We start from the raw sequence: 23,710 nt of genomic DNA, 5'->3' as shown, positions 1-23,710 counted from the left end.
TTTCTGAGCCTAAAAACAGAGTGGCGTCAGATGCGACCACCCGAAGGATGCCCCCTTTTGGGGGCACCCGAATTTTGAGATGTTTAAATCGTACCGCCCAGCGAACCTTCCAGTTCGGCCATTTCCTGACCACCTGCCATCAGGTCCTGCAGCTCTTCGGGTGTGATTTCACCGCGTTTGGCCGTGCCCAGCGTTTTGCCACGGTTCAGAACGGTAAAACGGTCACCCACCGCAAGGGCATGGCGCACGTTGTGGCTGATGAAAACAACACCGACGCCTTGGCTGCGCACCCGGTCGATAGTGGCCAGAACATTAGAAGTCTGACGCACACCGAGAGCCGAAGTAGGTTCGTCCAGGATCAGGATCTTGGCACCGAAATACACGGCGCGGGCAATCGCGACGGTCTGACGCTCACCACCTGACAGAGTGCCGACAGCCTGATCCGGCCCGCGCAGGTTGATGCCCATCTTGCGCATCTCTTCCATGCAGACTTGATTGGCCTGTTCGACATCGAACCGTTTCAGCAGGCCTTTGCCCTTGGTCGGTTCACGCCCCATGAAGAAGTTGCGCGTCACGCTCATCAGCGGGATCATCGCCAGATCCTGGAAGACGGTTGCAATGCCCGCTTCCATTGCATCGCGCGGCGTGTCGAAATGCAGCGGCTTGCCTTCAAACAGGATCTCGCCCTTGGTGGGTTTGTGCACCCCGGACATGGTCTTGATAAAGGTAGACTTACCCGCGCCGTTGTCGCCCAGCAGGCAATGGCATTCACCCGGCTTGACGTCAAAGCTGACCCCAGCGAGCGCGATGATATTGCCAAAGTGCTTTTCGATGTCTTGCATCTGAACGATGGGTGCCTGATCACCGGCAGCATCGCCATGATGGAACTTGGTATCGTCGGTCATATCAGCGCTCCCCGGTTACGCGTTTACGGATCGCATTGTTGAACAGAACGGCGATCAGCAGCATCGCGCCAAGGAAGACCTGGAACCAGTCCTGATCAAAGTCGGTATAGGTCAGGCCGATGACAACCATGCCAAAGATGATCGAGCCAAAGAACGCCCCGATGGCCGAGCCGTAGCCGCCCGTAAGCAGGCACCCTCCGATCACCGCTGCGATGATCGCCTCGAACTCCTTCTGGAAGCCGCGGCGCGCATCCGTTGAACCGGCGTCTATGACGGTGATGATGGCCACAAGCGCTGCGCAGCAGGCTGTCAGCATGAACAGCGACACCTTGATCCTGCTCACCGGCACACCCGAGTTCGATGCCGCCGTGCTGTCGCCGCCTGCGGCGAATATCCAGTTCCCCGCAGGTGTCCGCAGCAGCACATAGGTTGCCGCCAGCGCCAGCAGGATAAACCACAAAATCTCGACCGGAACACCGGGCACTTTGGGCGCGCCGCTTTTGAACGTGTCGATCATTCCGTTGGCGGCGAGCCAGGCAAACAGGCTGCCAAAGGCCTCGCCCGAAAAGAACGGGGCCAGCCAGTCGTTTTCAACCGCGTCACGGACGCCGCGCAACTGCGTCGACCCGCCGGTTGCGGCCTTCAGACCGACCAGAGACAGACCGCGCAGAATAAATAGGAAGGCCAGTGTCACGATAAAGGACGGCAGACCGGATCGGATCACGATATTGCCGTTGATCGCGCCCACACAGGCCGCAAAAACGAATGTCATGGGGATGGCGATGACAAGCGGCAATTGCCAGGTCACTACGCAAACGCCAAAGAACAGGCCCGCAAAGGCAACCATGGAGCCGATGGACAAGTCGAACTCGCCACCGATCATCAACAAGGCCGCGCCGATGGCCAGAATGCCCAGCTGCGCCGCCGGCGTCATGAAGTTCATGACCCCCGCCAGGGTAAACATCGACTCATCCGCCGTCATGGCGAAGAAGATAACCACCAGGACGACACCAGCCATTGCACCCAGTTCGGGTCGTTTCATGAGCTTGGTCAGGAAAGGTTCTTTCTTTAACCTTTCGTCCCCTGAAAACTGCGCCGAGTCACTCATCGTTTCCTCCCACTTGGGTGGGAACGGCGCCGCTGCGCCGCCCCGCTTGATTCAGTTTGCAGTGTTGATCAGCGGATGCCCTGCGAGGACAGTTCGATCACCTGGCCCGCCTTGTCCTGGGTGATCAGGTTCGGACCCGAGGGCACGTTACCACCGGGCATCAGGCCGTATTTGGCATGCAGACCCATGAAGTTCACCGCCAGGTAGCCCTGCAGATACTGCTGCTGGTCGATTGCAAAGGCTGCATCACCGTCGACGATGGACTGCAGGAAGTTGGCCGAAAGGTCGAACGATGCCACGTTCACGTCCCGGCCCGACCCTTTGACGGCTTCCACTGTTGGCTCTCCAGCCGAGCTGGCACCCAGCGCCATGACCGTATCGACAGCCTCGTCGGCCGCCAGAGCTGCAGACACTTTCGATTCGATCTCGGACGGATCATTCGATGTCGGCAACACGGTGACTTTTCCTCCGAAGCCTTCCGCGAAACCTTCGCAACGCAGGTCAAGCGAAACGTTGCCAACTTCGTGGTTCACGCAGATTGCGTTGGTACCACCCATGGATGCCAGTTGCGCGCCCGCGGCCTTACCTGCATCAAACTCATCCTGCCCGACATGCAACAGGGCACCAAGCTCCTTCGCAACTTCTGCGCCTGAGTTGATCGAGATCACCGGAATTCCCGCCGCAACGGCACGCTCGATTGACGGGCCAAGCGCGTCGGCATCGGGGATCGAAACGATCAGCCCGTCCGGTTCCTGATTCACAGCCGCATCAATCAGTTGCGACATGGCCACCATGTCGAAGGTTTCTGGCGCACGGTATTCCACGTTAACGCCAACATCCTTGCCGGCTTGTTCAACGCCGTTCTTGACGACGTTCCAGAACGCATCATTGGCCTGGCCATGCGACACGACCACGATTTCCTGCGCGAAAGCAGGCGTAGCCAAAGCCAGCGCGCCAGCAGCAAGTGCGCCTTTCATGAAGTTTTTCATTTCCATTCCTCCCATTAGAACAGTTTGTCTTTTGGTTGAGGCCTCAGCCCCAATCATCCGGCACTGCCGAATCTCTGCTGCCCCGATCCAGAGCGGAGCTGGGTTCAGTTTGAAGAATTCCGCTCATTTTGCAACCGGTTTCAAAATTTCAGCCATCTGCACGGGCACACCCGACTGCGCCGAGTGGGTTGCGGCCTCGGCCATCGCAAGGGCCGCAACACCATCCTCAAGCGTCACCGGAACCGCCGCGCCGGACAGGGTGGCGTCGACAAAAGCCGCCCATTCCGCCCTGTAGGCAGGCATGTATCGTTCCAGGAAAAAATACGTGGGTTTGGCCCCCGTAACACCATCCGCCGTCGATTTGACAACGGTGTTTTCCAGCACGTTCTGCGCCTGCAACAGGCCCTTAGAGCCCAGCATTTCAACCCTTTGGTCATAGCCATAGGCCGCCCGGCGCGAGTTTTTGATCACCGCGATCCGGCCGTCCGCATAAGTCATCGTCGCAACCGCCGTATCCACGTCTCCGGCGGCCCCGATTTCAGGATCAACGACCGAGGTTCCCACAGCCGAGACTGTCACCGGCAGTTCGCCCATCAGAAAATTCGCCATATCAAAATCGTGGATCATCATGTCGCGAAACAGCCCGCCGGACACTTTGACATAACTCACCGGCGGCGGCGCGGGATCGAACGAGGTGATCGCCAGCATCTCGGTCTTGCCGATCTCGCCCGCATCCGAGGCGGCCTTGATCGCCGAGAAACCGGGATCAAACCGGCGGTTGAACCCGACCATCACGGGTTGCTTGTGCGCGGCCACCGCCGCCTGACACGCCAACGCACGCTGCAAATCAAGATCAACGGGCTTCTCGCACAGGACCGCTTTGCCCGCGTGCGCGGCGGCCTCGATCAGATCGGAATGCGTGTCTGTCGGGGTTGCGATCAGAACTGCGTCAATATCGGGATCGTTGATGATCTGATCCGAGCTACCCACTTGCGCCCCATGGTCCCGGGCCAGGCTGGCGGCTGCGTCCTCGACAGCGTCGGATACCGAACACAGCCTGCTTTGCGGATGCGCAACAATCGCCTGCGCGTGAACGCGCCCAATACGACCGGCACCAAGCAGTCCAACCCTCAGCATGCCAAACTCCCGAATCTAGCGTGCCTGCACAATGCTCATCTTTGCAACCGGTTGCAATATTTTTTTCCGGGCACCGGCGCTTTCGCTCATCACCCTCAATTCACATGAGGTCGATGTTCTGGAACGTCACATGGGATCTTTGGGCGCGGAAACCAAAAAACACCCGCTTAACCCGGTGCTGCACGGGGCATGAAACAAGGCGCTTATTTTCTCTGATGCGTGAACATGTGATCGCGCCATCTCTGATGGTCACAACCCCGTTCGTCCTCCGGGGAGCAAAGGCGCGACGCACCAAACTCGTACCCCCTCAAATAAATCGCTAACCCCCTCAAGGCGCGCCGCCCTTGTTTGCTACGCGCGTCCCATGTCTGAAATGTGTCAGTTTTATTAAATCCGCAAAATGTCACGAAATGGCGATCCCTGAAGGACTCGAACCCTCAACCTGCTGATTAGAAGTCAGCTGCTCTATCCAGTTGAGCTAAGGGACCGCTGCGCCCTTCTTGCGGCTTTTAGCCAGCAGGTTCAAGGGCCAAGCGCATGAAGGCGCTGTTTGGGTCCGGAGTGTAGCCATTGATCGGGCCGCAATAGGAATAGCCCAGCGATTCATACAGCCTGCGCGCCGCGTCATATTCGGACAGATGCGCCGCGCCGGTTTCCAGAACCAGCGCCCGGATGCCCTCGGCCTGCGCCAGATCGGCCAGATAGGCCATCATCACCCGCGCCAGCCCGCGCCCACGCGCCGCCGACAGGATGTGCACCGATTTCACCTCGGCCGTGCCATCAGGCAAGGCCTTAAGCGCGCCGCAGCCAAGGGGAACATCGTCTTCAAACAGCGCCCAGAACCGCATTCCGGGTTCACGCAGGGAGTCCACGTCCAGCGTGTGGTTGGACGTTTGCGGCGTCGCCTCCCAGCTATGGGCAAGATGGGCTTCGATGATGGGGCGAATGTTCGCGCTGCCCGGATCAGCCTCACGGATTTCGATCATTCAGTGCGACTCGATCAATGAGTCCAGGGGCCACGCCGGTTGGTGGCGAAATTCTCACCGTAACCACCTGCGCGCACATTCGGCTTGCGCTTGTGCGGCGCGACAACCTGCGCGTCGATACCGTTGTCCTTGGCGTAATCCAGCGCCTCTTCCCGGGTATCGAATTTCAACCGCACCTGGGTCTGTGTGTCATTGGACGAGGTCCAGCCCATCAGCGGATCAACTTCACGCGCCGATGCGGGGGCGTATTCCAGAACCCACTTGCGGGTCTTGGCCATGCCCGAGGTCATCGCGTTTCGCGAAGGCTGGTAAATCCGTGCGCGCATGTCGCCTCTCCGTACTCACTTGACTGAGCTTGTTTATGCGTCAGAGCGCGCGTGGGGACAAGATGACAATTGTCGCGGCGCATTGATGCCAGAAATTGTCACCAGGGTGCGCTAGACCGGGCGCGGCGTAAACACAGGACAGCAGGAATGAGTCACCACAAGCGCAGCCTCGATATCCATGCCCGCCGCGAAAGTTCCGGCGAATACGCAGATACAGCCTGCATAAGGCCTTGCAGATGGACAAAATAAGAACAAGTGTAAGGGCCTGACCCCGGAGCCTGCCCATGCCCTACGCCCATTCCGACAAGACGCAACTGACAGCCGACGACGTGCGCGCCCGCTTGAAACTGGAAGGCGGCAAGCAGTTCGTGATGCATACCGAATTCAACCCGGCAGGCGACCAGCCAACCGCGATTGAGGAACTGGCAGGCGGCGTGAATGACGGCGAACGTGATCAGGTGCTGCTGGGCGCGACCGGGACGGGCAAGACTTTCACCATGGCCAAGGTGATCGAGGAAACCCAGCGCCCCGCGATTATCCTTGCGCCCAACAAGACGCTGGCGGCGCAGTTATATGGTGAGTTCAAAGGCTTCTTCCCCGAAAACTCGGTGGAATATTTCGTATCCTACTACGACTACTACCAGCCCGAGGCCTATGTACCGCGCAGCGATACCTACATAGAAAAAGAATCGCAGATCAACGAACAGATCGACCGGATGCGCCACTCGGCCACCCGCGCGCTGCTGGAACGGGACGATGTAATCATCGTCGCCTCGGTATCCTGCATCTATGGCATCGGCTCGGTCGAGACCTATGGGGCGATGACGCAGGACCTGAAGACCGGCAAAGAGTATGACCAGCGGCAAGTAATGGCCGATCTGGTGGCCCAGCAATACCGCCGCAACGATCAGGCGTTTCAACGGGGCTCGTTCCGGGTGCGGGGCGACAGTTTGGAAATCTGGCCCGCCCACCTGGAGGATCGCGCCTGGAAGCTGTCTTTCTTCGGCGAGGAACTGGAACAGATCACCGAATTCGATCCGCTGACCGGTGAGAAAACCGACACGATGGAGCATATCCGGGTCTACGCAAACTCGCATTACGTGACGCCGAAACCGACGATGCAGCAGGCGATCATCGGGATCAAAAAGGAACTGCGCATCCGGCTGGATCAACTGGTCGGCGAGGGTAAATTGCTGGAAGCCCAACGTCTGGAACAGCGCACCAATTTCGATCTGGAAATGCTTGAGGCCACCGGTGTCTGCAACGGGATCGAGAATTACTCGCGCTATCTGACAGGCCGCGCGCCGGGCGAGCCGCCCCCGACCCTGTTCGAGTTTATCCCCGACAACGCCATCGTCTTTGCCGACGAATCCCACGTCTCGGTCCCGCAGATCGGCGGCATGTACCGGGGCGACTATCGGCGCAAGTTCACGCTGGCCGAACACGGTTTCCGCCTGCCGTCGTGCATGGACAACCGGCCTTTGAAGTTCGAGGAATGGGACGCCATGCGCCCGCAATCCGTTTTTGTCTCGGCCACCCCTGCGAAGTGGGAGATCGAGCAAACCGGCGGCGTCTTCACCGAACAGGTGATCCGCCCCACCGGCCTGCTGGACCCCGAGGTCGAAATCCGACCCGTCTCCATGCAGGTGGACGACTTGCTGGACGAGGTGCGCAAAGTCGCCGCCAACGGCTTCCGCACGCTGGTCACGACGCTGACCAAACGCATGGCCGAGGATCTGACCGAATACCTGCACGAACAGGGTATAAAAGTCCGCTACATGCACTCGGACATCGACACGCTGGAACGCATCGAAATCCTGCGTGATCTGCGGCTGGGGGCCTTCGACGTGCTGGTCGGCATCAACCTGCTGCGCGAAGGCTTGGATATCCCCGAATGCGGGCTGGTCGCCATTCTGGACGCGGATAAAGAGGGGTTCCTGCGTTCGGAAACCTCGCTGATCCAGACCATCGGCCGCGCCGCGCGCAACGCCGATGGTCGCGTGATCATGTATGCCGACAAGATCACCGGCAGCATGGAGCGCGCCCTGAACGAGACCAACCGCCGCCGCGCCAAACAGCTTGCCTATAATGAGGAACACGGCATCACCCCCGAGACGGTGAAAAAGAATGTCGAGGACGTTCTGGCCGGTCTCTACGAAGGCGACGTCGACATGAACCGCGTCACCGCCACCATCGACAAACCGATGCACGGCGCGAACCTCGAGGCCCATCTGGACGGCCTGCGCGAGCAAATGCGCAAAGCCGCCGAGAACCTGGAATTCGAAGAGGCCGCCAACATCCGCGATGAGATCAAACGTCTGGAAGCGGTTGATCTGGCGGTGGCCGACGACCCGATGGCGCGGCAGTGGGCGGTCGAGAAAGCGTCCGAGGATGCGGTTAGGTCGCGTGGTCGGTCAACGGCTGGGAGGCCGGGGCAGCGGGGTGGGAATGTGAAGAGAAGGAAGCGGTAGATCGTCATTAGGCTGTGATCTATAGCTAGTTCAATTTGTTGGAAAAATTGACGTGTGGCAAAAAGGCGATTTTAGTTTTTTGGCTAACGAATTGCCTTGACCTACGACCACATAAATCGTCTCTGGGCTGTGCAAATCTATCGGAGCACAACCTTCATGCCAAAGCGAATTGAAGCGGAAAAATCATTCACCACAAAAACTGAAGGCGATCAGTGCATTATAACTTTCGTCCCGGCGCGCTCAGTTGGTTTCACGTCGTTTTTGGTTAGGATTGCTTTTATCCCGGCATACTTCGTTGGTTTTGTGCTTCTCGTCTATGTCTCGAACGATACAAATTCGCTTGTAACAGGTGCAGTCTCGGGGCTGTCTGTTGTTTTAGGGTATCATGTTCTTAAGCACATTGGACTGGAGAAGATCAGAAAGAATACGAGCCGTTCCGTAAACAGGATCGTTCTTACTGAAGATGAACTTAGATGCCATTTCGGGATCTACAATCGAGAAGATATCCGAGGAGTGAAATATGTCACACCGGATACGTCTTTCACCTACAAAGGTGAAGTTTCATATGCCATCAACAAGCATGATGCGCAGAAACGCGCAGTCACACAATACGCTATTGTCCTTGAATACGGCGCGAAAGACGTTGACGTCTCTGGTCGGATTCTAAGCCAGCATCAAGCAAATGACATTGCATACTTCTTGGCATGCTGGTCCCGTGATCCTGATTCCGCTCTGGGCAAGCGAGATCAGGCAGCGTAACTCTGCAAAGTAATAGCAGCCGGTAACTTTATCGAAATGCAAAAGCGACACTTATTGGGAAGTATTCTTTGGGTTTTGGCTACGCCTTACCTTGACTCCTAATCGTTGCGCCCCATCCCCACTACGTCGCGGTTCGCCCACTACGTGAGCGAACCGCGTAAAACCCCTCACTCCACTCTTGCACCCCATCCCACCCTCCTCCACGTTTGAAATCACAAATTGTGATTCCAAACGGTTGCCATGACGAACCCCAACACCCTGCCCAGCCCGCATGAGGTCCAAAGCGCCATTCACCGGGTGCGCGGCACCCGCGTGGTGCTGGCCGAGGATCTGGCGCAGTTCTATGGAAAATCCGTCAGCGCCTTCAATCAGGCGGTCTCGCGCAACAAGGACCTGTTCGAGGGTTACCGCTTTCAGCTGACCGATGCCGAGGTCGCCGATTTGATATCACAGAATGTGATTTCAAAACCCAAGGGCCGCGGCGGGCGGCGGGTCAATCCGTGGGTCTATACGGATTACGGTGTGGCCATCGCCTCAGCCCTGTTCAAGGACCCGCGCGCGATCAAGATCACTCGGATGATTACCGAGGCCTTTGTGGACGGCGCAAATGCTCTGGCCGAAACCCCGCGCAGCGTACCCGAAATCCTGCCGCCCGAGGATGCCCCGGCCCCGCTGCTGCCCAATGGCGAGCAGCTGCGCGATCTGGCCGAAAACATCCTCGATTCCGGGCAGCAGAGCCTTGTGGATTACATCGCCAACCCCACCACCAAGCGCCAGCAGGCGGTGGCGGCGATCATGAAAACCCTGGCTGAGACCGCAGGGGAAGAGGTCCGCACCCAACAGGAACGTCTGCGCCTGCGCATTGCCGAGCGTCTGGCCACCGGCGACTACACGGATGACGATGACCGCAAGCAGTTGCTGGAACTGCTGCAGGCGATGAAGGGTTAGACGCCCAACTCGGCCCGCATCTTCCTGGTCAGCTTGGCCACGACCATCTCGTAAGAGGTCACGATATGCTCGCGCAGCGAGGCGTCGCTCATCCCGCGCTCTTCATAGACCTGAAGCCATTTCATCCCGCGCGAGGCCAGATAAGGCGCTGGGCGGATGCCGGGTTCGTCGCTCAGAACCTCATAGGCCAGATCGGTGGCCTTGAAGGTGAATGCATCGCGCCCGTCATTCCAGCCGCAGATCGCAAACACCTTGCCGCCCACTTTCCACACATCCGCATTGCCCCATTGCACCACGTGCGAGGTGGCCTTGAGGCCGGAACAGAACGTGTTGAATTCATCGCGGGTCATGGTGGCGATACTGGCGGTCGGACCCGTGCAAGGCAACCGCCAAACCGGGCGCGCAGGTTAACGCGGCCTTAACCCTAACGGCCCAATGCTGCGGTCATGGAAAACCGAAACTCTCCGCTCTCGCCCGAGGTCTGGCTGAAAGACCTGTTTGCGTCCAAATCCGTTCAACAGGGCGGCGTCATCCGCCGCAAGGCCCGGGATATCGAACGCTTTGCCGGGATGGAGCGGTTCATGACCGAAATCCACCGCCGCGGCTATCAGGTGGCCGAAAATTCCGGACAGATCGTCATTTTCTGCAACCGTGTTCCGGTGCAATGGCTCACGTGAGCCGAGCATCGCTTTCTTGAAAAGAAAGCGAAACCGAAATCTTTTCAAGATTTCGGTCCCCCGTCGCGATGCCTATGCGTTGTGCCAATGCGCGATCACGTCATAACCCACTGGCGACGGCGGGCCTTCCAGATACTCGGCAAACTGTCCCCACAGTTCAGCCACCTTGGGCGCGTTGGCGTCCGAGGTTTCTTCGCTTTCGACCACCGAGATCACATAGCCGCTGCCATCTTCGTTCATAACATTTGTAAAGCAATGCATGCCCGGCATCCCCAGAATGTCGGCCTTCAGGGCATTCATCTTCGCCGTGGCCGCCTCGCGTGTGCCGGGTTTCATTTTGTATTGAGTAACGCGTGCAAACATGTGTTTTCTCCGTTTCAGGGCGAAATTGCCCATTGGCGGCACCAAAACGGCCCCCACCGCGCGCAGATTAACACGTTCAGGGCAATTCCCTCAGCTTCACAGGCTTAGCGGTTTTCCCGCTGCCTTGGATCAACCAAAAGGCGGTTGGGTTCAGGGCCGCACAAATTTGGCGTTGCCGACCATCCTTGCCTTTGCCCCCTCACCCCGTTGCGGGGCCGAGTGAGTGGCCAGGGCAGGCGCATATTTCTCACACGCCAGACCATCCCTGTCAGGATCGTTGTGCTTGTGATATCCCGGCTGGCCCCTGCGGAACGGGCCCAGCCCCAGGGCCTCGGCCGCGTCGCATCCGGCCAGTGCGATCAGATGAACAACCGCTTCATTGCGCTCGTAATCCGACACCCGCATGTAGACACCAACGCCAATCACCGCGGTGGTCAGCGGCAACGCAAGAACCATCGTGAGTATCCGCACCGGCGACAGCGCCTGCCGCCGCACCGCCTCGGCACGGCGCTGACGTCTTGAGGGCGGCGGATCGCCCTCACTCCCGGCGGGTTTTCCAAGCAACATGATCTCGTTTTAGGCGACGTATATGGCAAAGCCGAGGCAAGTCTGAAAAAATCAGATTTACCAGCAGCGGGTGTGCCATACCGGTATCATCAAGAAACCCTGACGGACCGAATGCCGTGACCAAAGACGACCCTTACAGGCCAACAGATACCGCCGCACGCGCCCAGGCGCGGGACCTGATTGCGGGGGCCCGTTTCGCCGCGCTCGCCGTTCTGCGCCCGGATGTGGCCGGCCCTTCGGTATCGCGGATTGCGCTGGCCGCGGATGAGCGCGGCCACCCCATAACGCTGATTTCGGACCTTTCCGATCACTCGCGGGCGCTGCAGGCAAACCCGTCTTGTGCCTTGCTGATTGGCGAGCCACAGGACACGGGCGATCCCCTGACGCATCCCCGGCTGACACTGCACGCCATTGCCCGCAAGGTGGCGCGGGGCACGTCAGATCATGAGGACTTGCGCGCCAGATTTCTGAACCTGCGCCCCAAATCGAAGCTCTATATCGACTTCGCGGATTTTGTCTTCGCCCGGTTCGACATTCAGGACGGGGTTTTGAACGGCGGTTTCGGCAAGGCCTATCGTCTTGCCGCCTCGGATTTCTGACCCTCACCGCACAACGTGCACCGCACAATTGGCATGGCGCACAACATGGGAGGCCGTGGACCCCAGCAACAGGTCCTGCATCCCGGGTCTGTGCGAGGCCATAATGATCAGATCCGGCCCGTTCGCCTCGGCCCAATCCAGAATGGAGCGGCCCGAATGACCTTCGATCACTAGCCCTTTCGCATTGGGCAGATTGGCCGCCAGATCATCAAGCTCGGCCTGAATCGCTTTACGCGCTTCACTCAGATACTCGGCGGGCATGTATGAAATCACGTAGTTCGGGATATGTTCAACCACATGCAGCAACGTCACCTGCGCGTCGGGGGTCCCCAGCATCCGGGCCAGTTTCAGCGGGCCAGAGGTATCCCTCTCGGGATCAAAGGAAATCGGGACAAGAATGTTGTGATACATGGTGCAAGCCTCCGCAGTACTTCCTCAGAGTGAAGCGGGTTTTGCACCGTGGCCTTGATTCAGGTCAGGAAACGTCAAAGGTTTCTGCCACGTCATACATGACCGGCTCGAAACTTCTGCACAATTCGTTGATCTTGCGATTGCGGTCGCGCATTTCGGTCGAGCGCAGCATGGCCAGAAAATCCTCGCGCCGTTCCCACTGCGAATAATTGGCGATCCGGGTCTGGGCGTCGTTCACGTGCAGCCCAGCCGATATGAAGCCGGGCTGCTTCGAGATGAATTCGGCATACGCATCGGTCAGCGCCTCCAGCAAATCCTGACATGTCCCCGGTGACATCTCGAACGTGGTGATGACAGTCTGGATGCTGGCGCTTTTGGAAATCGTGGGCATCTGGCTTCTCCTTTGACTGGGTCAAGCCTAGCACAGGAATTTCAAACGTCGCCCCTTTCCTTTGCTTTTCAACGCGGTTTCACAAAGATCGCGCATTGGGTGGCCGCGTGTTTCCAAACAGCCACCCGGGCAATTCAACGTTCCATCCGCATCAGGACCGATACTTCACCCCTGACGCTCTCTGGCCAGCGCAGCAACAGACCGTTGCCGTTGACGCCGTGCTCAAGCTCGACGTAGGGCGCTAAATAGCGAAAGGACCCGAAGGTATTTCGCAGCGGCCCCAGGGCCGTTACCGCATCGCAACTGCGCGCCTTGCCATCGAAAGGCAACTGCCCGCTCGACCAGACCGCCCAGGCCGAGGCTGCACTGTTTTGCGAATAACGCAAACGCAGCGGGTTTTGGGCCTTGTTGTTGACGCCGTGATAGGTGTTGTTTTGGAAGGTGACATTCACATGCCGGTCTTTGTTCAGATCGGCAAAAGTGGTGTCGACCCGTTCGGCCCGCTGAATATCGCTGCTGCTGGCCCGGAACTTGTTGCCGGTCACCGCCAGCCCGTTCAGGAAATGCCCCGGACCATGCGGGCGGATGACGATATAGCTGAACCATGGCGGCGCTTCGCTGGAATTAAAGATATTATCCGTGATGCTCATCGCGCTGAACGAATAGCCCGAGACATATGTGGGATTCGCGTCGCGTTCATTCGTCCATTGAATAAAGCAGTTGTCCACGTAGTTCTCGGCCATGGTCGAGCTGTTATAGGTCCCGATCATGATCAGGCCAGCCGTCCGGACACCCTGCGGAATGCTGTCGCCCTGAAAGAAGTGGTTGCCCAGAACCATGTTGTTGTCGCCGCCCAGCACCGCAAAATGCTTGAAGCGTACAGCCCGGTTGTGCCGTAGCTTCACATCGTTCGAACTGGTGTTCAGCGCAATCGATTTGCGGTCGGTGACGTCAAAGGATTCCTCGGAAGACAGGAACTGGCAATTGTCGATCAGCATGCCCTTGCAGCCTGTCCCGATCGAGGTGATGCCACGGTCCAGCGGGCGGCTGATGAAACAATCCGACACCGAGAACGTGCTACCCGACGGGGCCAGCCGAATCGCGCTGCAGCGCCCGTTGCACTGAAACTCGATCTGCTCCATCCCGAACTTGCGCAGCGTGCCGAAGCCGCTGAAATCCAGCAGATATTTGAACGACACAAAGGTGAAAGTCTGGGTTCCCGACGCATCGTAAATCGGCGCGTTCAGCGTGATCTCACCAGCGGCCACATCCTTGGACCGCACATAGATTTCACGCCCGACGCCACTGCCCTGCACCAGTGCCCCCACGGGGATATTCGCCACATTCACCACATTCGTCAGCCGCTTGGAATCCGACGGATCATAGCTCGCGACCGAGGTGAAGGTCTCGGTATCCCAGGCCGAACTGGATTTGACATCAAACTGACCATTGCGGATCACCCGGCGCGTCGAAAAGCCCGTTTTGTTCGGCACCGCGGCCGCCATATCGATCGGAGCGGTAACCGAGATTTTGCGCCCACCCAGATCCAGCGATTCATGGTCCGAGTTGTTCAGCAGCGCCTGAAACGCCTTTTTGAACGCCAGTTCTTCATCGCCCAAGGCCGCGATATAGGCCGCAAGGTCAAAGTCCCCGGTCAGCAGCAGCATCTTGTCGTCGGGCATTGTCACCGTGCCCTCGAAATCCATCTCGGCGGCCATGCTGGTGTTCTCGGCCAGATGATAGGTGCCTTGCGGAACGTAAACCCGGCGGCCACCTGCCGCCTGATCCGCCGCCTCGAACGCGGCGGAATCATCCGTGACGCCATCCCCAACCGCGCCGAAATCGCGCACATCCACAACGCTGATCATCTCGCGCAGGAACACGCCGGTGACATCCGTTATCTCGATATCATCGACGCGCACCAAAGCCCCGTTCGCGCCCTCGATATCCAACCCGAAATGTCCATACAACGCCGCAACACCCCAGGGCATATCCACCCCCGGACGCCGCCCGGAACCCACGATTGCCGTGATCTCGTGCACGGTGCCATAGCCGGAAAGCTGGGTGGCCTGCCCCTGCTCGATCACGCCCGCCACATGCGCATCCCCGGCCCCACCGGCCCACGCGGCAATACGCACCTGCGGCAGCGGTCCGCTGATCGCCTTGACCCGCGCTTTGATCTGCAGATAGCAGCCGGGGAACATGGGCGTCTGCCCCATATACCGCAGCTTCTGCGTCGTACTGACCTTAAGAATCTCAAGACAGCCGCCAAAATCCGCATCCGCAGGCACAAAGGCCCCGGTGCCCGATCCGTCATAGGTCGGCGACCCGGGCGTGCCATCACCCGCAGACCAGACCCCCAGACCATTCGCGAAAACAGGCGGCATGAACACGATGCCGTCGGTGATTGCCTTGTTCATGAAAATCCCTTTCCCAATCGCGCCGCCCTTGTCTGCGGCACGTTCAAACCCCGTGTTCAGGTCCAGCCCGAACGCGAAAGTCTGAGTATCGAAAGGGGGTTAACCGCCGCTCACAGCACCGTCACGGCGGTGTTGCATCACGCCGCCGGGTCCGAGTTCCCCAGCAACTGCACACCGTTGATCTTCCAGCCGTTTTCCTGTTGCACCATCTGATAATCCAGAATGTGCACCCGGCCATCACCATCCACGACCATCACCTTCTGCCACAGCGAACCGGCCACCTCGCGCAGTTCCAGAAACTGCACATCCGCAGGTCGCCAGACCATCGGGTAGCCATTGCGCACCATCGTGCCGAAGTTTTCGGGGTTCCCGAACAACCGCTGGATATTGGGGCTGGCAAAGGTAAAGGCGGTGGCGAAATCATCCGCCTTGAACGCCTGTATCTGGGCCGAGATATTGGCCTCGATCTCGGCGCTCTGGGCAAACGCGCCCGAGGCCAGTCCGGCGCTCAGGGACAGGGCAAGCAAAACACGACGCATGGGGCCACCTCCTGTTGCAAGGGTAGCCCCACGCGGGTTCAGGTCAAATCAGACCAACTCTCCGGCCAGCGCCTTGTCGATCAGGGCGATGGTTTCGGGCACGCCATAAAGCGCGATGAACCCGCCAAAGCGAGGCCCTTGCGAGGCCCCCAGCAGCACCTCGTACAACGCGGTGAACCAGCCCCGCATCGGATCGAACCGCTCGCGCCCGATGGAATAGACCACCGATTGCAGCGCCTCATCCTCGATGGGCCCGTCATAGGCCGCAAGCGCGGCTTTCAGCGCCTCCAGCGCTTCACGTTCCTGATCGGTCGGCGCGCGGTGCTGGCGGGTGGGCTTCACGAAATCGTTGAAGTACCGCACCGCAAACCCGGCCGCCTGATCCAGATCGGGATGCGATTCCGCAGTGGCCTCGGGCGCATAGCGGCGGACAAAGCCCCACAGCGCCTCTTTGTCTTCGGCCCCCGAGACCGACGCGAGGTTCAGCAGCATCGCAAAGGGCACCATCAGCGTCGATTCCGGCACGTCCCCGCCATGGATGTGCCAAACCGGGTTGTTCAACTGCGCTTTCAATTCCTGACCCGGATAGGCGCGCAACTGCTGATGATATTCATCCACCGCCTTGGGGATGACATCAAAATACAGCCGCTTCGCCGTTTTGGGCTTCTGATACATGAAATACGACAGGCTTTCGGGCGCGGCATAGGTCAGCCATTCCTCCATCGACAGGCCATTGCCCTTCGACTTGGAAATCTTCTGCCCCTGCTCATCGTTGAACAGCTCATAACTCAGCGCCTCGGGCGGCTGTTTGCCCAGCGCCCGGCAGATCTTGGACGATTGCGTGACCGAGTCGATCAGGTCCTTGCCCGACATTTCATAATCCACGCCCAGCGCGGCCCAGCGCATCGCCCAGTCCGGCTTCCACTGCATCTTGACGTTGCCGCCCGTGACCGGAATCTCGACCTTCTCGCCATCGGGTTCCTGATACACGATCGTCCCCTTGGCGACGTTCCGCTCCAGCGTCGGCACCTGCAGGACATGGCCCGTTTTCGGGCTGACCGGCAGAAAGCACGAATAGGTCTCACGCCGCTCGGGGCCCAGCGTCGGCAGCATGATCTCCTGAATCTTGTCGAACCGCTCCAACGCGGTCAGCAGCATCTCGTCGAACCGCCCGCTGGTGTAATAATCGGTGGCCGAGGCAAACTCGTACTCAAACCCGAAACTGTCCAGAAATTCGCACAGCATCGCATTGTTGTGCTGCGCAAAGCCCTCATGCGTACCGAACGGATCACGCACCTTGGTCAGCGGCAGATGCAGGTCCTGCTTTAGCTCTTCCTGCATCGGCACATTGGTCGGAACCTTGCGGAACCCATCCATATCGTCCGAGAAACAAATCAGCCTGGTCGGAATGTCACTGATCTGTTCGAACGCATGCCGCACCATCGAGGTCCGCGCGACCTCGCCAAACGTGCCGATATGCGGCAGTCCCGAGGGGCCATAGCCGGTCTGAAACAGCACATACCCCTTTTCCGGCGGCGCCTGTCTGTAGCGTTTGAGCACCCGCCGCGCCTCTTCAAAAGGCCAGGCCTTGGACGTCATCGCGGTTTCACGCAGGTCAGACATTTGACTATCAGCTCCATCCGAAAAAACTGCCGGTTGCCCTGTGCAATCGACCGACCCCTCCTATTGTGCCAGTGCAGCATGAGTCAATGAGCCGAGGCGTGTTTCCTTTGGAATGGCGGATGGTTTCGCGCACATGCGCCAAAAAACAATGTGTTGAACCTGCCCGCTCTGCCTCATATCTTCCGTCCTCGAACACCCTTATCAAGGACCACACGATGACCGAGCAAGTGCCCCACCCCATGTCCCCCCAGGATTGTCTTGTGGCCATCATGGTCGCGGTCTCGGCTTCGGACGAAAACATCCGCACCGCCGAACTGGTCAAGATCGAAGGCGCGGTGAATATGTTGCCCGTTTTTGCCGGTTACGATATCGACCGCACCCGCCGAGTCTCGCAGATCGTGTTCGACCTGTTCGAGCAGGAAGACGGGCTGGATGCACTGTTCGGCCTGATCCGCGACAACCTGCCCGAACGTCTTCACGAAACCGCCTATGCGCTGGCCTGCGACGTGGCTGCCGCCGACGGGTCACTGGCCGAGACCGAACTGCGCCTGCTGGAAGAAATCCGCTACGAGCTGAACATCGACCGCCTGCACGCCGCCGCCATCGAGCGTGGGGCCCGTGCGCGTCACGTGGTCTGATCCGCCTTAACTGCCGTAAAGCGCACCCCAGCGTTCGATCAACGCGCGCTGCAGCTTGCGCGACCGCCGGTTCCAGTTGCGCGCGCCTTCCGGACGCTCGCGATGCTCCCGAGGGATCGTCGCGCGGTGGTCTACATCTGCGGTGAAGATGGCAAAGGCCAATTCCGACCCATCGGCGGTTGTCAGAAACCCGCCAAGGCCCGACACGAAATTCAGGGTTCCCGTCTTGGCGTTGACCTTGATCGGATGATCCCGAACCGTGCGCCCCTGCTTGTCGGTCAACGCAAACGACTTCAACAAGGGGCGCAACGCACCCGTCTTTCGCGCCGCCACCAGCGCCGACACCAGATCGCCCGGCACCATGCGCGAGGCATCCCCCAACCCCGAATGATCCACCATCGCAATCCGGTTCGCGCCATAGGTCTCGGCGGCCCACCGGTTCATCTCGGCGGCGGAGTCCTGCAGATTCTGCGGTTCTGCCCCGCGCGCCTTTGACGCTGCAAGGCCAACCATCTCGGCGGTGATATTGGTCGAATACTTCAGCATGCCCTTCAGAATGCTCTTCAACGGGTCACTCTGATGCACCACCAGAACCGTGCCCTGCGGAGCCTCGCGCGTCACCTGAACCCGACCCAGAACGATCCCGTTCGCCCGTGCCAGGGTGCGGAACACATCCCCCGTGTAAAGCGCCGGCTTGCGCACCGGCAGCCAGCGTGCGCCGCCATTGCCCAAGGCTGCCTTGGCCACGGTCCAACGGTCCTGCCGCGCACTGGGTTGGTAGGTGTAGATCGGCAGGCGGCGGGCCTCGATCTGCATGGCCGCCATATCAACACTGGGCCTGTATTTGGCGCTGCGCGCATCCATGGTCACGTCATACTTTGTGCCATCGCGCTTCCATTCGAAATGCACCCGGTTGAAATTCAGGGAAATGCCGCTGATCGCCGGGCTGTAGCCGACATGATCGGGCTGCCCGGGGTCGATGCTGAACACGTAAGGCAGCGCACCCGAATAGACTTTGAAGGCGCCGCGCACCTCGATAATCCCGGCCTCACGCAGATTGGCGGCCATGCTGGCCAGCGCGTCCGTGTCCAGCAAAGGATCGCCCCCGCCCACAAGGATCAGGTCGCCCTTCAGGATGCCATTCTCGATCGGCCCATCGGCCATCAGCCTGGTTTCAAATCGATGCTCCGGCCCCAGAACGTCCAGCGCATAAAGCGCCGTCAGCGCCTTGGCGACGCTGGCGGGCGGCAGGCCTGCCTCGCCGCCGAACACCTCAAGCTCTGTGCCGGTTTCCACATCGGCCACGGCGAACACTACGTCGCCTTTCAGCCCTGCGGCCCGAATGAACCTTTCTGCCCCGCTGACCTGCTTGCCGCGCAGGCGTGGGCGCAGGGATTCCAGCGGCGCACCGGCCAATGCCGTGCCGGGGACAACAGCAGCCCCCAATCCCGCCAGAAACAAACGACGCGAAATACGATCAACCATGCGCCAATTAAAATCCCAGAGACTAAAATCTAACAACCATCGCGTGAGATTATGCGACCGGTGTGGCTATTCCGGCAACACCCCATCTGCCCAGATGCCGCGATTGCGAAGATCCGTTGAGCTGACGTCGACCATCGGCACGTTCACGAAACACCACGCCGGGGCCTGCGCACGGCCCAGCAACTGCCGCGCCTGCCCGTCGATGCGGTACCGCGCGTAAACCCGCGCCGCCGGCGACATCCGGGCCGAAATCCGGTCCCCCGGACGCGCCACAACGCCCACCGGCACGCTGTCCATGATCCGCCGCCAGTCCTTCCACTTGTGAAACTGCGCCAGATTATCCGCCCCCATCAGCCAGACAAACCGAACCTCGGGGTAAAGCCGCTGCAAAGCCGCCAGCGTGTCCGCCGTCGCCCGCGTCCCCGTCAGCGCCTCGATATCCGTGACCTCGACCTTCGGGTGCTGCATCACCGCCCGCGCCGCCTCCATCCGCTGCGCCAGCGGGGCGGGCCCGCGGTCCTTCAACGGATTGCCCGGCGAGACCAGCCACCACACCCGATCCAGCCCGAACGCCTTCATCGCCTCAAGCGTCACATGCACATGGCCCTTGTGCGGCGGATCAAAAGACCCGCCGAACAGCCCCACGACCTGCCCGGGGCGCGCATATGGAATCCCGTACCGCTCCATCCTTCGCTGATGTTCAGAACTGAGGCCGCTTGTCAATCAACCGGCTGCACCTTGTCCCCCAGCCGGACCTGCCCGGGCTGCACCACCTCGGCACACCACCCGCCATGTCCCCGCACGGCGGAATAGCCCCCTTTGCCCAGCGCCTCCTCCATCCGGCTGCAGGGCGCGCAGATCACGGTCAAGCGCAGGATGGCCTCACCCACCTGCATCTCACGCCCTTTGAGCGCCGCCAGATTGATCCCCGACACCACCAGATTTCTCCGCAGAATGTCGGGTGCCACCGGCCCCTGCCCGAGATAAGAGCCAATCGCCGCCAGATGCTCCTGCTGGATCAAGGTCACCGCCCGCTTGCCCGCGCGGGCGCGGTCACCTTCTAGGCCGTCGGCAGAAATTAAAACAGTCTTCACATCCTGAATCTCTGCGCGCCGATCTGGTCGCACGCCGATCCAATCGACACGACCCGGTTGCGCCCAACCGGAAATCAAGTTCTTCAGGTGCATTCAGTTACCTAGTTAATTTGCAAAAAATAAATCATGCCCCAAGAGATCGTTACCTCTAGCAACATCCTTCTAAAAGCACCGAACCAGTACTTCCGAAATTCAACATCTTGCGGGCTGCTATTGCTCCTCGAAGCCGGAATAGGAATACGAATATGGTCCGCTGGCGAAACAGGCTCGTTAAAAATTTGGGAGCGCGCACGCACAACATTCGACCAGAACCTGGCTATTCGAAATGTCGCGAAAATGGCCAAAGCGGCTACGGCCAGATCAACTAAGGAACCTAGAAAATCAGCTGAGACTAACAAATACGTCAACTCCAATAGGACATTGATGAAACCCCTTCACGATAACTTACAACATTAGCATCGCACACTATTATTCAGCGCTGCCAAACACATTGCCCCCACCAACCGCATCCGCTATCACACCGCCCAACCCAATTTCCCCGACCCAGAGGACGCGACATGGCCGCCTATCAATATGTCTACCACATGCAGGGTGTCTCCAAGACCTATCCCGGTGGCAAGAAGTGCTTTGAAAACATCCACCTGAGCTTTCTGCCCGGCGTGAAAATCGGTGTTGTCGGCGTCAACGGCGCGGGTAAATCGACGCTTATGAAGATCATGGCGGGCCTCGACACCGATTTCAGCGGTGAGGCTTGGGCGGCCGAGGGCGCCAAGGTCGGCTATCTGCCACAGGAACCGCAACTGGATGAATCTCTGACTGTCCGTGAAAACGTCATGCTGGGCGTGGCCGCGAAAAAGGCCAAGGTCGACCGCTTCAACGAGATCGCCATGGAGATCGCCGAGAATTACTCGGACGAGTTGATGGAGGAAATGACCACCCTGCAGGACGCCATCGATGCGGAAAACCTCTGGGACCTCGACAGCCAGATCGACGTCTCGATGGAGGCGCTGCGCTGCCCGCCGGACGATGCCAACATCGCCAACCTCTCGGGTGGTGAGAAACGCCGCGTGGCGCTCTGCAAGCTGTTGCTGGAAGCGCCCGACATGCTGCTGCTGGACGAACCGACGAACCACCTGGACGCCGAGACCATCGCCTGGCTGCAACAGCACCTGATCGACTACAAGGGTACCATCCTGATCGTAACCCACGACCGTTATTTCCTGGATGACATCACCGGCTGGATCCTCGAACTCGACCGTGGCCGCGGCATTCCGTACGAGGGCAACTATTCCTCATGGCTGGAACAGAAAGCCAAACGGCTGGAGCAGGAAGCGCGCGAGGACAAGTCCAAGCAGAAAACCCTGCAGCGCGAACTGGAATGGATGCGTCAGGGTCAGAAAGCCCGTCAGGCCAAATCCAAGGCCCGCATCAACGCCTATAACGAACTGGCCGAGCAGTCCGAACGCGAAAAGCTCACGCGCGCGCAGATCGTCATCCCCTCGGGCCAGCGCCTTGGCGGCAAGGTGATCGAGGTCGAGGGTCTGTCGAAACACATGGGCGACAAGCAACTGATCGAAGGGCTGGATTTCGCCCTGCCCCCCGGCGGCATCGTCGGCGTCATCGGCCCCAACGGCGCCGGTAAATCAACCCTGTTCAAGATGCTCACCGGTCAGGAACAGCCCGACAGCGGTTCGATCACGCTGGGCGATACCGTGCAACTGTCCTATGTCGACCAGTCACGCGACGACCTGAAAGACAACGACTCGGTGTGGGAGGCGATCACCGGCGGGGCCGAGATCATCCAACTGGGCGACGCGCAGGTCAATTCCCGCGCCTATTGCTCGTCCTTCAACTTCAAGGGCGGCGACCAGCAGAAAAAGGTCTCGCTGCTATCCGGCGGTGAACGCAACCGCGTCCACATGGCGCGTCTGCTGAAAGAGGGCGGCAACGTCCTGCTGCTCGACGAACCGACAAACGATCTCGACGTCGAAACCCTGCGCGCACTGGAAGACGCGCTGGTCGATTTCGCCGGCTGCGCCGTAGTCATCAGCCACGACCGCTTCTTCCTCGACCGGATCTGCACGCATATTCTGGCTTTCGAGGGCGACGCCCATGTGGAGTGGTTCGAGGGCAACTTCGAGGATTATGAAGAGGACAAAAAGCGCCGTCTGGGACCGGACGCGCTGGAGCCCAAGCGGTTGAAGCATAAGAAGTTTGCGCGGTGACACCTGGCGGGATGGGTGGCGATGATCAAGATAAATGCAAGTCCGCAGGCTGAATAGCCGGCCACTCCAAAAGGGACCGGGTCATGGGCCATAACGGTTACGGAACTTTCTGGTCTGGTCCATCCCTCGGCCCGCTGGAACAGGCCTGCCTGTCGTCCTTCGTGCAGGCCGGTCAACCGATCACCCTGTATTCCTACGACCCGTGTGTTGCGGGCGTCCCGGACGGGGTCGCCCTGCGGCACGCGTCACAGGTTCTGGCCCTGACAGACGGTTTGGAACGCATACTTTCAACGCATACAGCCCGCTTTTCCGATCTGTTCCGGCTGAAGATGATGCAGGCGGAAAATCTGGTCTGGATCGATTGCGATGTCTATCTGTTGAAGCCGGTCACTTTCGAGGAAAACCTGATCACGATTGGGCGCGCGTTCCGGGATGGCACCCGGTTTCTGTGGAACGGCGTCATGTATCTGAACCCGGCCTCGGATCTGATTGCCGACTACCTGTCGCTGACCTCCGCCGACACAATCCAATTCCGTGACAGTTGGGACACCAATGTGGAAACCGGTGTCGAAAACAAATCGGCACGGGACATGTTTGACAGGTTGGGACAGGTGAATTTCTTCTCCGACGACCTTCCGCGGAACTTTTTCGGCCCGATCTTGCTGACCCTGCTGGCCCGGGATCACCAGCAATCGGACCTTATCCCCCCTCGGGTCCACTATCCGTTCGGGGCTCCTAAACTTCGAAAGAACACGCACGATCCCATCGGGTTTCCACTCGCCTATCCGAAACACAGCGAATCCATCCACTTCTTCGGCTCAATGGTGCGCAAGGCGTGCGGCCCGTACTGGAACCCCGAAACAAACTCCTATGACCAGCTTCCGTCGGGCAGCCTGCTTGAGCAAGCGCTGAACGGGACGCTTGCCCGGAACTGCCGTCAGGCGTTGAACCCCGGCGCATGACGCTGGCGGAATCGCATCCCGCGGTGCCGGGCGCAGGGTGCAAACAACCCGATATTTCGCCCCCGCCCACGCGGAAATCGCGACGAA

The 23,710-nt window shown here is 59.5% G+C and carries 26 protein-coding genes and 1 tRNA gene; 9 read left to right on the top strand and 18 right to left on the bottom strand.

All coding sequences use genetic code 11. The features are described from left to right. Positions 1–83: 83 nt before the first annotated feature. The 4 genes from ACR0K1_RS11940 to iolG form a co-directional block, all read right to left on the bottom strand. Positions 84–905 (bottom strand): ATP-binding cassette domain-containing protein, encoded by an 822-nt coding sequence (locus ACR0K1_RS11940; RefSeq protein ID WP_480614444.1) that lies wholly within the window; start codon positions 903–905, stop codon positions 84–86. A gap of 1 nt (position 906) precedes the next feature. Beyond that, positions 907–2,013: an ABC transporter permease gene (locus ACR0K1_RS11935; protein ID WP_480614442.1), complete on the bottom strand. Its 1,107-nt coding sequence runs from the start codon at positions 2,011–2,013 to the stop codon at positions 907–909. A gap of 68 nt (positions 2,014–2,081) precedes the next feature. Beyond that, positions 2,082–3,002: a sugar ABC transporter substrate-binding protein gene (locus ACR0K1_RS11930; RefSeq protein ID WP_480614439.1), complete on the bottom strand. Its 921-nt coding sequence runs from the start codon at positions 3,000–3,002 to the stop codon at positions 2,082–2,084. A 123-nt stretch (positions 3,003–3,125) separates the two neighbouring features. Then, positions 3,126–4,139 carry an inositol 2-dehydrogenase gene (iolG, locus tag ACR0K1_RS11925; RefSeq protein WP_480850741.1) on the bottom strand — a complete coding sequence of 338 codons (1,014 nt, stop codon included), beginning with the start codon at positions 4,137–4,139 and terminating at the stop codon, positions 3,126–3,128. Between the two features lie 31 nt (positions 4,140–4,170). Between iolG and ACR0K1_RS11920 the strand changes: the two genes are divergently transcribed. After that, positions 4,171–4,332: a hypothetical protein gene (locus ACR0K1_RS11920; RefSeq protein WP_480614434.1), complete on the top strand. Its 162-nt coding sequence runs from the start codon at positions 4,171–4,173 to the stop codon at positions 4,330–4,332. 218 nt (positions 4,333–4,550) lie between these two features. On the opposite strand, the gene ACR0K1_RS11915 is transcribed toward ACR0K1_RS11920, so the two are convergent. From ACR0K1_RS11915 to ACR0K1_RS11905, 3 genes are all read right to left on the bottom strand, one after another. After that, positions 4,551–4,627 (bottom strand) — tRNA-Arg (locus tag ACR0K1_RS11915). 21 nt (positions 4,628–4,648) lie between these two features. Next, positions 4,649–5,125 carry a GNAT family N-acetyltransferase gene (locus tag ACR0K1_RS11910; protein WP_480614431.1) on the bottom strand — a complete coding sequence of 159 codons (477 nt, stop codon included), beginning with the start codon at positions 5,123–5,125 and terminating at the stop codon, positions 4,649–4,651. Positions 5,126–5,139: 14 nt separating this feature from the next. Next, positions 5,140–5,451 (bottom strand): ETC complex I subunit, encoded by a 312-nt coding sequence (locus ACR0K1_RS11905; protein WP_480614428.1) that lies wholly within the window; start codon positions 5,449–5,451, stop codon positions 5,140–5,142. A gap of 284 nt (positions 5,452–5,735) precedes the next feature. Here ACR0K1_RS11905 and uvrB point away from each other — a divergent pair, with 284 nt between their 5' ends. The 3 genes from uvrB to ACR0K1_RS11890 all read left to right on the top strand — a co-directional run bounded on the left by uvrB (position 5,736) and on the right by ACR0K1_RS11890 (position 9,629). After that, entirely contained in the window at positions 5,736–7,922 is a 2,187-nt protein-coding gene (gene uvrB / locus ACR0K1_RS11900) for an excinuclease ABC subunit UvrB (RefSeq protein ID WP_480614426.1), read from the top strand. A 156-nt stretch (positions 7,923–8,078) separates the two neighbouring features. Then, on the top strand, positions 8,079–8,681 hold the full coding sequence (locus ACR0K1_RS11895) for a hypothetical protein (protein WP_480850738.1): 603 nt from the start codon (positions 8,079–8,081) through the stop codon (positions 8,679–8,681). Positions 8,682–8,921: 240 nt separating this feature from the next. Next, the gene (locus tag ACR0K1_RS11890; RefSeq protein WP_480850736.1) at positions 8,922–9,629 is read left to right on the top strand and encodes an ORF6N domain-containing protein; all 708 of its coding nucleotides are present in this window, start codon (positions 8,922–8,924) and stop codon (positions 9,627–9,629) included. Here the strand turns inward: ACR0K1_RS11890 and ACR0K1_RS11885 are convergent. Next, positions 9,626–9,979: an MmcQ/YjbR family DNA-binding protein gene (locus ACR0K1_RS11885; RefSeq protein WP_480850734.1), complete on the bottom strand. Its 354-nt coding sequence runs from the start codon at positions 9,977–9,979 to the stop codon at positions 9,626–9,628. The two genes, ACR0K1_RS11890 and ACR0K1_RS11885, sit on opposite strands and share 4 nt — an antisense overlap. Positions 9,980–10,075: 96 nt before the next feature. Here ACR0K1_RS11885 and ACR0K1_RS11880 point away from each other — a divergent pair, with 96 nt between their 5' ends. After that, positions 10,076–10,306 carry an aspartate aminotransferase gene (locus ACR0K1_RS11880; protein ID WP_480614416.1) on the top strand — a complete coding sequence of 77 codons (231 nt, stop codon included), beginning with the start codon at positions 10,076–10,078 and terminating at the stop codon, positions 10,304–10,306. 72 nt (positions 10,307–10,378) lie between these two features. On the opposite strand, the gene ACR0K1_RS11875 is transcribed toward ACR0K1_RS11880, so the two are convergent. Both ACR0K1_RS11875 and ACR0K1_RS11870 read right to left on the bottom strand, forming a co-directional pair. Beyond that, entirely contained in the window at positions 10,379–10,669 is a 291-nt protein-coding gene (locus ACR0K1_RS11875) for a hypothetical protein (protein ID WP_480614413.1), read from the bottom strand. Positions 10,670–10,819: 150 nt separating this feature from the next. Then, entirely contained in the window at positions 10,820–11,236 is a 417-nt protein-coding gene (locus ACR0K1_RS11870) for an excalibur calcium-binding domain-containing protein (RefSeq protein ID WP_480850732.1), read from the bottom strand. 116 nt (positions 11,237–11,352) lie between these two features. Here ACR0K1_RS11870 and ACR0K1_RS11865 point away from each other — a divergent pair, with 116 nt between their 5' ends. After that, entirely contained in the window at positions 11,353–11,835 is a 483-nt protein-coding gene (locus tag ACR0K1_RS11865; protein ID WP_480850730.1) for a HugZ family pyridoxamine 5'-phosphate oxidase, read from the top strand. A 3-nt stretch (positions 11,836–11,838) separates the two neighbouring features. Here the strand turns inward: ACR0K1_RS11865 and ACR0K1_RS11860 are convergent, their stop codons facing one another. The 5 genes from ACR0K1_RS11860 to ACR0K1_RS11840 form a co-directional block, all read right to left on the bottom strand. Beyond that, entirely contained in the window at positions 11,839–12,246 is a 408-nt protein-coding gene (locus ACR0K1_RS11860) for a universal stress protein (RefSeq protein WP_480614405.1), read from the bottom strand. Positions 12,247–12,310: 64 nt separating this feature from the next. Continuing rightward, positions 12,311–12,637: an antibiotic biosynthesis monooxygenase family protein gene (locus tag ACR0K1_RS11855; protein ID WP_480614403.1), complete on the bottom strand. Its 327-nt coding sequence runs from the start codon at positions 12,635–12,637 to the stop codon at positions 12,311–12,313. Between the two features lie 134 nt (positions 12,638–12,771). Further along, positions 12,772–15,057, bottom strand: a complete 2,286-nt coding sequence (locus ACR0K1_RS11850; RefSeq protein WP_480850727.1) for a glycosyl hydrolase family 28-related protein — start codon at positions 15,055–15,057, stop codon at positions 12,772–12,774. A 137-nt stretch (positions 15,058–15,194) separates the two neighbouring features. Next, a complete protein-coding gene (locus ACR0K1_RS11845) occupies positions 15,195–15,596 on the bottom strand; it encodes a DUF4864 domain-containing protein (RefSeq protein ID WP_480614399.1) in 402 nt (133 codons plus the stop codon). Positions 15,597–15,644: 48 nt separating this feature from the next. Then, complete coding sequence (locus ACR0K1_RS11840) at positions 15,645–17,219, bottom strand: lysine--tRNA ligase (RefSeq protein WP_480614397.1); 1,575 nt, start codon at positions 17,217–17,219, stop codon at positions 15,645–15,647. A gap of 215 nt (positions 17,220–17,434) precedes the next feature. On the opposite strand from ACR0K1_RS11840, the gene ACR0K1_RS11835 reads away from it, so the two are divergent. Beyond that, positions 17,435–17,857: a tellurite resistance TerB family protein gene (locus ACR0K1_RS11835; protein ID WP_480614394.1), complete on the top strand. Its 423-nt coding sequence runs from the start codon at positions 17,435–17,437 to the stop codon at positions 17,855–17,857. A gap of 6 nt (positions 17,858–17,863) precedes the next feature. On the opposite strand, the gene dacB is transcribed toward ACR0K1_RS11835, so the two are convergent. From dacB to ACR0K1_RS11820, 3 genes are all read right to left on the bottom strand, one after another. Continuing rightward, entirely contained in the window at positions 17,864–19,342 is a 1,479-nt protein-coding gene (gene dacB / locus ACR0K1_RS11830; protein ID WP_480614392.1) for a D-alanyl-D-alanine carboxypeptidase/D-alanyl-D-alanine endopeptidase, read from the bottom strand. 66 nt (positions 19,343–19,408) lie between these two features. Further along, positions 19,409–20,029, bottom strand: a complete 621-nt coding sequence (locus tag ACR0K1_RS11825; protein WP_480614390.1) for a nicotinate-nucleotide adenylyltransferase — start codon at positions 20,027–20,029, stop codon at positions 19,409–19,411. Between the two features lie 32 nt (positions 20,030–20,061). After that, a complete protein-coding gene (locus ACR0K1_RS11820; RefSeq protein WP_480614388.1) occupies positions 20,062–20,529 on the bottom strand; it encodes an MOSC domain-containing protein in 468 nt (155 codons plus the stop codon). Between the two features lie 464 nt (positions 20,530–20,993). Here ACR0K1_RS11820 and ettA point away from each other — a divergent pair, with 464 nt between their 5' ends. Beyond that, complete coding sequence (gene ettA, locus ACR0K1_RS11815; protein WP_480850723.1) at positions 20,994–22,661, top strand: energy-dependent translational throttle protein EttA; 1,668 nt, start codon at positions 20,994–20,996, stop codon at positions 22,659–22,661. An 83-nt stretch (positions 22,662–22,744) separates the two neighbouring features. Then, entirely contained in the window at positions 22,745–23,623 is an 879-nt protein-coding gene (locus ACR0K1_RS11810) for a hypothetical protein (protein WP_480614383.1), read from the top strand. Positions 23,624–23,710: the final 87 nt, after the last annotated feature.

This window comes from Ruegeria sp. F5 (genome assembly GCF_056533845.1).
Note: the sequence above shows the minus strand (reverse complement) of the source record. Positions and strands in the feature narration are given on the sequence as shown.

Coding starts and splice junctions, on each gene's coding strand:
- ACR0K1_RS11940 (WP_480614444.1), bottom strand. CDS start 905: ATGACCGACGATACCAAGTTCCATCATGGCGATGCTGCCGGTGATCAG.
- ACR0K1_RS11935 (WP_480614442.1), bottom strand. CDS start 2,013: ATGAGTGACTCGGCGCAGTTTTCAGGGGACGAAAGGTTAAAGAAAGAA.
- ACR0K1_RS11930 (WP_480614439.1), bottom strand. CDS start 3,002: ATGAAAAACTTCATGAAAGGCGCACTTGCTGCTGGCGCGCTGGCTTTG.
- iolG (WP_480850741.1), bottom strand. CDS start 4,139: ATGCTGAGGGTTGGACTGCTTGGTGCCGGTCGTATTGGGCGCGTTCAC.
- ACR0K1_RS11920 (WP_480614434.1), top strand. CDS start 4,171: ATGCTCATCTTTGCAACCGGTTGCAATATTTTTTTCCGGGCACCGGCG.
- ACR0K1_RS11910 (WP_480614431.1), bottom strand. CDS start 5,125: ATGATCGAAATCCGTGAGGCTGATCCGGGCAGCGCGAACATTCGCCCC.
- ACR0K1_RS11905 (WP_480614428.1), bottom strand. CDS start 5,451: ATGCGCGCACGGATTTACCAGCCTTCGCGAAACGCGATGACCTCGGGC.
- uvrB (WP_480614426.1), top strand. CDS start 5,736: ATGCCCTACGCCCATTCCGACAAGACGCAACTGACAGCCGACGACGTG.
- ACR0K1_RS11895 (WP_480850738.1), top strand. CDS start 8,079: ATGCCAAAGCGAATTGAAGCGGAAAAATCATTCACCACAAAAACTGAA.
- ACR0K1_RS11890 (WP_480850736.1), top strand. CDS start 8,922: ATGACGAACCCCAACACCCTGCCCAGCCCGCATGAGGTCCAAAGCGCC.
- ACR0K1_RS11885 (WP_480850734.1), bottom strand. CDS start 9,979: ATGACCCGCGATGAATTCAACACGTTCTGTTCCGGCCTCAAGGCCACC.
- ACR0K1_RS11880 (WP_480614416.1), top strand. CDS start 10,076: ATGGAAAACCGAAACTCTCCGCTCTCGCCCGAGGTCTGGCTGAAAGAC.
- ACR0K1_RS11875 (WP_480614413.1), bottom strand. CDS start 10,669: ATGTTTGCACGCGTTACTCAATACAAAATGAAACCCGGCACACGCGAG.
- ACR0K1_RS11870 (WP_480850732.1), bottom strand. CDS start 11,236: ATGTTGCTTGGAAAACCCGCCGGGAGTGAGGGCGATCCGCCGCCCTCA.
- ACR0K1_RS11860 (WP_480614405.1), bottom strand. CDS start 12,246: ATGTATCACAACATTCTTGTCCCGATTTCCTTTGATCCCGAGAGGGAT.
- ACR0K1_RS11855 (WP_480614403.1), bottom strand. CDS start 12,637: ATGCCCACGATTTCCAAAAGCGCCAGCATCCAGACTGTCATCACCACG.
- ACR0K1_RS11850 (WP_480850727.1), bottom strand. CDS start 15,057: ATGAACAAGGCAATCACCGACGGCATCGTGTTCATGCCGCCTGTTTTC.
- ACR0K1_RS11845 (WP_480614399.1), bottom strand. CDS start 15,596: ATGCGTCGTGTTTTGCTTGCCCTGTCCCTGAGCGCCGGACTGGCCTCG.
- ACR0K1_RS11840 (WP_480614397.1), bottom strand. CDS start 17,219: ATGTCTGACCTGCGTGAAACCGCGATGACGTCCAAGGCCTGGCCTTTT.
- ACR0K1_RS11835 (WP_480614394.1), top strand. CDS start 17,435: ATGACCGAGCAAGTGCCCCACCCCATGTCCCCCCAGGATTGTCTTGTG.
- dacB (WP_480614392.1), bottom strand. CDS start 19,342: ATGGTTGATCGTATTTCGCGTCGTTTGTTTCTGGCGGGATTGGGGGCT.
- ACR0K1_RS11825 (WP_480614390.1), bottom strand. CDS start 20,029: ATGGAGCGGTACGGGATTCCATATGCGCGCCCCGGGCAGGTCGTGGGG.
- ACR0K1_RS11820 (WP_480614388.1), bottom strand. CDS start 20,529: ATGCACCTGAAGAACTTGATTTCCGGTTGGGCGCAACCGGGTCGTGTC.
- ettA (WP_480850723.1), top strand. CDS start 20,994: ATGGCCGCCTATCAATATGTCTACCACATGCAGGGTGTCTCCAAGACC.
- ACR0K1_RS11810 (WP_480614383.1), top strand. CDS start 22,745: ATGGGCCATAACGGTTACGGAACTTTCTGGTCTGGTCCATCCCTCGGC.